Source organism: Planomonospora algeriensis (assembly GCF_977012225.1).
This window is the reverse complement of record NZ_CDRNDK010000362.1, coordinates 1-6,576: the sequence shown is the minus strand read 5'-3', so window position 1 is coordinate 6,576 and position 6,576 is coordinate 1. Positions and strand designations below refer to the sequence as shown.

The following is a 6,576-nucleotide window of genomic DNA, read 5'->3' as shown; positions in this document are numbered from 1 at the left end:
CCCCGCCGCCGGGACCCGCTCCCCTGGCCACGGCCCCGCTCCCGGCCCGGACAGCCGACCGCCCCGCGTGGGGCAGGGCCGTCTGCGGCCCCTACCTGTTCGATCTGGTGGAGCCGTGCCTGGGCGTGGAGGTGCCGGCCCCGGTGGTCGCCGACCGCCGGTGGCGGGCGCTCGTCGAGGCGAGCGGTGACGTCGTCGCCTGGTCCGGTGACGTCGCGGCCGGGCACGGTGACGAGGCCGCCGCGGAGCCGATCGTCGAGCGGTTGGTGGCCCGGATGGAGGAGCTGTGGACGGCGGCCTGGGCGGTCCCCGTGCTCGTGGAGCGGCACGGCCTCGGCCTGGCCGCCGGTCGTGACGTGACGCGGGTGGCCTGCGCGTTCCTGACCGTCTCCCGGGCCCACCTGGAGCAGCTCCTGGAGTCCGGCCTCGCCCCCGCCTCCTCCGTCCGGGAGGTTCCGGAGGTTCAGGAGGCGCAGACCAGGGAGTCGCCCACCGGCGTGCGGCGGTAGACGACCTCGCGGCCGAGACGGTGGCGGGTGACCAGCCCGCCGCCGGCCAGCACGGCCAGATGCTGGCTGACCGCGCCGGGGGTGAGCTCCATGCGGCGGGCCAGGGCCGTGGTGGTCGACGGGTCGGCGAGGGCGGTGAGGATCCGCGCCCGGGTCCGGCCGATCAGTGCGGCGAGCGCGCCGGGGGCGGGCGGCGGGCTCGCCGACCAGAGGGTGCCGACCCCGTCCGCCGGGTAGACGAGCATCGGCTGGTACGGCTCGACCACCGCGGCCGTGTCCGGCCACCAGAAGGCGGTGGGCACCAGCACCAGCCCGTCGCCGCCCAGCGGGGCGGAGTAGGACCAGTTCCGCACCACCGCGAGCCGGTCGCCGCGCCAGCTGACGTTCGGGTGCAGGTCGGTGAAGAGCTCCCGGGCGCCGCCGGCGGCCAGCTGCCGGGAGCGGCGCATCACCTCGCCCTCCAGCAGCGCATGGACCCGGGGCCAGAAGTCGGCGAAGGCCGTCTCCCAGTAGCGCTGCAGGGTCTCGGCGACCCGTGCCACCCCGGCCGCCGGGTCCGCCCGGAACCGCTCGATGACGCGGGGGTCGGCCCCGGCCACCCAGCCGGCCTCCGCGGCGGCCCGGTCGGGCGGCGTGCGCCGTACCCGCTCCAGCTCGGCGGCGAAGTCGGGCATCGGGGTGTCGGGCGTGGGGGTGACGAAGTCCACGAGGTAGCCGCGTTTCGGGACCAGCGCGAACAGCTCCGACAGGTCCAGACCCGCCAGGCGGGGCCGTACGGCGCGCAGCCAGGGCAGGTGCAGGGAGTGCCGGGCCGGGTCGCGGAGCGTGCGCAGGCTGGCGACCAGCTCCCAGATGGGCGAGAAGGCGAAGCGGATCCGGGCCACGTCGTCGGGGGCGAAGATCCACTCGACGTGGCAGGAGGTCTTCTGGAAACCGCACGACTTTTCAGGCACGGCTAAAAGATTCGCATCCGCGCGGCCGGACGGCCGAACCTGTCCCCATGACGAGCTCGACCCTCACCAGCCCCTCGTTCCTGCAATCGAAGATCGGCGGCCTCCCCCGCGCCTTCTGGGCGCTGTGGACCGGGACCCTGGTCAACCGGGTGGGCATGATGGTCGAGCCGTTCATCGGCGTGTACCTGACGCAGGCCCGAGGCATGTCCCTGGCCGCCGCGGGCGCGGTGATGGCGGTCTTCGGCGCGGGCTCGCTGATCTCGCAGCCGCTCGCGGGCTGGCTGGCCGACCGGTTCGGGCGGCGGGTCACGCTGACCGGCGGCATGGTCGCCACCGCCGCCACCATGGGGGCACTGGGAGCCGCCTCCTCGCTGCCCGCGATCGTGGCGCTGATGTTCGTGCTCGGCGTGACGATCGACGCCTACCGGCCCGCGTCCAACGCGCTGGTGGCCGACCTGATCGCGCCGGAGGACCGGCCCCGCGCCTACGGCCTGCTCTTCTGGGCGCTGAACCTCGGCTTCGCGGTCGCCATGGTCGCCGGCGGCTGGTTCGCCGAGGCCGGGTACGGCTGGATGTTCGCCTTCAACGCGGTCACCTCGGTCCTCTTCGGCCTGCTGGTGTGGCGGGCGGTGCCGGAGACGCGGCCGGCGCCGGGCGAGCGGGCGGCGGGCGGCGGCTACGGAGCCGTCTTCGCGGACCGCCTGATGGTCGCCTACATCGTGATCTGCGTGCTCTCCAGCCTGGTCTACGCCCAGGCGTTCACCACCCTGCCGCTGGCGATGACCGGCGCGGGCCTGTCCCCCTCAGCCTACGGGCTGGTCATGGCGGTCAACGGCGTCCTGATCGTGCTCATCCAGCCGCTGACCGGCGACTGGCTCGGCAGGCGGGACCACAGCACCGTGCTGGCGGCCGGGTTCGCGGTCATCGGCGGGGGCTTCGCGCTGAACGCCGTCGTCTCCGGCGTCGCCGGGTACGCCGCCACGGTGGTCGTCTGGACGTTGGGGGAGATCGTCACCGCGGGCATCCCGGGCGCGATCGTGGCCGCGCTCGCCCCCGCCCACCTGCGCGGACGCTACTCCGGGATGTTCGGTTTCGCCTGGTCGGCCGGGACCCTGCTCGCCCCGCTGCTCGGCACCCGGCTGCTGGCGGCCGGTCCCGCCGTCCTCTGGCCGGTCGTCGGGGCGATCGAGCTGGTGGCCGCCGCGGGCCTGCTCGCGATCGGCCCGGCGCTGCGCCGCCGGGCACGCGCGGCGGCGGAAGCGGAAGCGGCCACCGGAGCGGAACCGAAGCCGAAGCCGGAGAGCGAGCCGGAGCCGGTGCGTTGATCGTCCGTTGATCCGATCCGATCCGGTTTGATTGGATTGCTGTTCGCGCCGGTTAGGGTCCTCTCACATCGTGTTTCGCGAAAGGACCGACCATATGCGCGGGCTGGACCGGCTGTCCGCCGTGGTGGGCCCCGGGCGGGCGCGAGCCGCGGCGACGGCGATCGCCGCGGCGGCCGTCGCCATGGAGCTCACCGACATCTGGGTGACCGCCCGGCTCCCCCAATCCCCTTACACCCCGCTGCCGTTCGCGCCCGAGGACGTGGCGGGGACCGCCTTCCCGCTCTTCGGAGCCCTGCTGATCTTCCGGCGCCCGCGGCTGCTCGTCGGCTGGCTGCTGGCGGTCGGCGGGCTGGCCTGCGCCGCCAACATCCTGGCGGCCAACGTCGCCCGCCTGCACGCCCCGTCCCCGTACGCCCCGGACGCACCCGTGCTCCTGTGGGTGGTCGTCGGCCAGAGCTGGACCCTGGCGTCGTTCCTGCTGGGCGTGCTGCTGCCGCTGGTGCATCCGACCGGCCGGCTGCCCTCGCGCCGGTGGCGCCCGCTGGTCGTCTTCGGGGGCGCGGTCATGGCCTCCGACGGCCTGCTCTCGGCGGCCGTCCTCCTCGGGGCGGTCCCCGCGCAACCGGTTCTCCGGGAGGTCCTGCACTGGCTGTCGGCCGCGTCCATGGCGCTGGCGGTCGCCTCGCTCGCGGGACGCCTCCGCAGCGCGGAGCCGGTCGAGCGGCAGCGGATCCTCTGGCCGCTGGCGGCGATCGCGACCGTGCTCGTCCCCTGGGTGGTCGGGGACCCGATCTGGTGGCTGGCCTCGTTCACCATCCCGCTCATCCCCGCCGCGATCGCGTTCTCGATCCTGCGGCACCGGCTCTACGGCATCGACGGGCTGATCACCCGGACGCTGGTCGGCGCCGGCATGGTGGGCGTCATCGGCGGCGTCTACGTGGCGGTGGGCACCGCCTCCAGCCTGCTGCTGTCCGACGTGGACCGGATCGGAGGCCTGCTCGCCGCGCTCTGCGCGGGGGCCTTCTTCCACCCGCTCCGCAAGGTGCTCCAGCGCGGCGCCGACCGCCTGCTCTACGGCAGCAAGGGCGACCCGGTGGCGCTGGCCGCGGAGCTGCGGCGCCGGCTGCAGCGGGCCGACCCGGCCGAGGGGCTGCAGGCCGCCCTGGAGGTGCTGCGCGAAGGGCTCTCCGTCACCGGCGTGGCCGTGCGCTTCTCACCCCGGCCCGCCGACAGGAACCCCGGCAGGGCCGCCGACGGCACCGCAGGCAAGACCGCCGGGCCCCACGCCGGGCCGGCGGACGAGGTCTCGGGCGAGCTCGGCGAGGTGGTCCGGCGGGTCCGGCTGGCCTGGCACGGCGAGCCGGTCGGCCACCTGCTCATCGGCCGCCCCGGGGTCCGGCGGCTGCCCGCGGCGCACAACGAGCGGGTCGTCTCCGCGCTCACGCCGTACATCGCGGACGCCGCCCACGCGGTCCTGCTGGTGGACACCCTGCGGCGTTCGCGGGAGCGGATCATCGCCACCCGCGAGGAGGAGCGCCGCCGCCTCCGCCGCGACCTGCACGACGGCCTCGGCCAGTCGCTCAGCGGCATGGCCATGTCGATCAACGCGGCCCGGCTCTCCCTGCACACCTCCCCGGAGAGCGCCGAGCGGCTGCTCGACGGCCTGCGCTCCGGCATGGACAGCGTGACCAGCGACATCAGGCACCTGGTGTACGGCCTGCGCCCGCCGGCCCTGGACGACCTCGGCCTGGCCGGCGCCATCGGGGAGATGGCCGGGCCGGAGGTGGCGGTCGAGGTGCACGGCGACCTCACCGACCTGTCGGCCGCGGTCGAGGTCGCCGCCTACCGGATCGTCCAGGAGGCCCTGACCAACGCGCGCCGGCACGCCCGCGCCCGGACGATCCGGGTCTCGCTGGAGCGGAGCGGGCAACTGAGCGGGCAGCTGAGCGTCCGGGTGAGCGACGACGGCGTGGGCGTGCCCGCGGGCCGGCGCTCGGGGGTCGGGCTGGCGTCGATGCGCGAGAGGGCCTCCGAACTCGGCGGAACCTGCCTGATCACCTCTCCGCCGGAGGGCGGCACCGTGGTCGAGGCGGTGCTTCCGCTGGCCATGGGCACGGCCGTCGAGACGGAGCCCGCCGGATAACCGATTCCTTACAGGATGCGAACGATGGTGAATTTTGCCGTATTGCCATAGTCCAGGTGGTCGTACCCTTACCACTGCGATGCTGACTTTCCGTGCCCTCGGACCGTTCCAGGCGCGCCACGGCGACGTGGTGCTCGACCTCGGCGGTCAACGCCAGATGGCGGTGCTTGCCCGGCTGCTCGTGGCCGGCGGCCGCGCCGTCCCGGTGAGCGTGCTCATCGACGAGCTCTGGCCGGGCGAACCGCCCGCCCAGGCCCTGTCCACCATCCAGGGGTACGTGTCGCGGCTGCGGCGCGCGCTGGAGCCGGACCGCGCCCCCCGCAAAGAGGCCGGGGTCCTGGTCTCGGCTCCGCCGGGGTACGCGCTGCGCGCCGCCGCCGAGCAGGTGGACTCCTGGCGCTTCGAGAACGCCGTCAAGCTCGACGGCGACCCGGCCGCGGTCTGGGCGCGACTGGAGGAGGCGCTCGCGCTCTGGCGGGGACCGGCGCTGGCCGAGTTCTCCGATCTGACGTGGGCGGTGACCGAGGCGGGACGGCTGGAGGAGCTCCGGTTGACCGCGGTCGAGCGCCGGGCCGACGCCGGGCTGGCCCTCGGCCACTCCGCGGCCCTGGTCGCGGACCTGGAGGCGCACGTCTCGGCCCACCCGCTCCGGGAGGAGGCCTGGCGGCTGCTCGCCCTGGCCCTCTACCGCGGCGGCCGGCAGGGGGACGCCCTCGGCGCGCTCCGGCGGGCCAGGGGCGTGCTCCGTGACGAGCTCGGGCTGGACCTGGGCGCCACGCTGCAGCGCCTGGAGTCGGACATGCTCGCCCAGGCCCCCCATCTGGACCCGCCCGCCCCCTCGGCCGTCCGGGCCGTCCGCGTCATGGCCGCGGAGGCCCCGCCGGAGGCGGAGGCGCTCCCGGGGGCGGAGGGGGAGACCCTCCGCGTCGTCGTGGTCGACGACCAGGCGCTGGTCCGCACCGGCCTGCGGGTGGTGCTGGACAGCGAGCCGGGCTTCGAGCTCGCCGGGGAGGCCGAGAACGGCGAGCAGGCGATCGCGCTGGTCCGCGAGACCCGTCCCGACCTGGTGCTGATGGACATCCAGATGCCCCGGCTGGACGGCCTGACCGCCGCCCGCCGCATCCTCGCCGACGAGGACCCGCCCAAGGTGATCATGATGACCACGTTCGGCACCGACGACAACCTCTACTCCGCGCTGCGGGCCGGGGTGAGCGGCTTCGTGCTCAAGACCTCGGCCCCCGAGCAGCTCATCACCGCGATGCGCGCCGCGCAGGCCGGGGACGCGCTGATCGACCCGGCCGTCACCACCCGGCTGATCGCGGCCTTCGCCGGGCACTCCGACCCCGCGGCCCCGCCCGCGCTCGCCGGCCTCGGCGACGCCGAGCTGGACCTGCTGAAGCTGATCGCCCGCGGGCTCACCAACCGGCAGATCGCGGTGACCCTGTCGGTCCCCGAGCCGTCCGTGGCCGAGTCGGTGGGCAAGCTCCTGGCGCACCTGGGGCTGTTCGACCGCGCGCAGCTCGTCGTCGCGGCCTACGAGTCGGGCCTGGTCAACCCCGGTGACGTGAGCAGGTAGCGGTGTACCTCGAGGCGGGGGGCACCTCGGGCGCGGGCGCGCGCGACGGCGCCGTGACCGGCGCCGGGGG

Annotated in this window: 4 protein-coding genes and 1 pseudogene; 4 read left to right on the top strand and 1 reads right to left on the bottom strand. The window is 75.2% G+C overall.

What is annotated here, in order from left to right:
• On the top strand, positions 1-509 hold a 509-nt coding region (locus tag ACWJ6R_RS27465; RefSeq protein ID WP_449065005.1), incomplete at its 5' end, for a terpene synthase family protein.
• Here the strand turns inward: ACWJ6R_RS27465 and ACWJ6R_RS27460 are convergent.
• Positions 464-1,462: a DUF5937 family protein gene (locus ACWJ6R_RS27460; RefSeq protein ID WP_449065004.1), complete on the bottom strand. Its 999-nt coding sequence runs from the start codon at positions 1,460-1,462 to the stop codon at positions 464-466. The genes ACWJ6R_RS27465 and ACWJ6R_RS27460 overlap by 46 nt on opposite strands.
• On the opposite strand from ACWJ6R_RS27460, the pseudogene ACWJ6R_RS27455 reads away from it, so the two are divergent.
• The 3 genes and pseudogenes from ACWJ6R_RS27455 to ACWJ6R_RS27445 all read left to right on the top strand — a co-directional run.
• Positions 1,456-2,787 (top strand): annotated as a pseudogene (locus ACWJ6R_RS27455) (MDR family MFS transporter); the annotation flags it as partial. The gene ACWJ6R_RS27460 and the pseudogene ACWJ6R_RS27455 sit on opposite strands and share 7 nt — an antisense overlap.
• 94 nt (positions 2,788-2,881) lie before the next feature.
• A complete protein-coding gene (locus ACWJ6R_RS27450) occupies positions 2,882-4,930 on the top strand; it encodes a sensor histidine kinase (RefSeq protein ID WP_449065003.1) in 2,049 nt (682 codons plus the stop codon).
• A 79-nt stretch (positions 4,931-5,009) separates the two neighbouring features.
• Positions 5,010-6,506: a BTAD domain-containing putative transcriptional regulator gene (locus ACWJ6R_RS27445; RefSeq protein ID WP_449065002.1), complete on the top strand. Its 1,497-nt coding sequence runs from the start codon at positions 5,010-5,012 to the stop codon at positions 6,504-6,506.
• The last annotated feature ends 70 nt before the right edge of the window (positions 6,507-6,576 follow it).